Genomic DNA, 252 nt, shown 5'->3' with positions numbered 1-252 from the left:
GATATAGATATTGCAGAAGAGCCTAATGACTTTGGTGGCGAAGATCGTGACTTTTCATTTCACAACGATTTTTCAGGTGTTGAATTTGACTTACTAGGTCTATATGGCACACCAAAAGAAAACGCAAATTTAACACTGCGTTTGGGTAATATTGGTGTCTCACCATTTCAATTTAAAGGCTTTCAAGACGGCGCAGATAACCAAAGTAATGCACTTATTGGTAATGGTATTACCGATTACGCAACCGCAGAA

At 38.5% G+C, this 252-nt stretch carries 1 pseudogene; it reads left to right on the top strand.

Annotated features, from left to right (window positions below):
- A pseudogene (locus AAEY57_RS20570) lies at window positions 1-252 on the top strand (hypothetical protein); the annotation flags it as partial.

The sequence above is a fragment of the Pseudoalteromonas sp. MER144-MNA-CIBAN-0113 genome, from assembly GCF_040308965.1.
Classification (GTDB): Bacteria; Pseudomonadota; Gammaproteobacteria; order Enterobacterales; family Alteromonadaceae; genus Pseudoalteromonas; species Pseudoalteromonas tetraodonis.
This window is presented reverse-complemented; position numbering and strand designations above follow the sequence as displayed.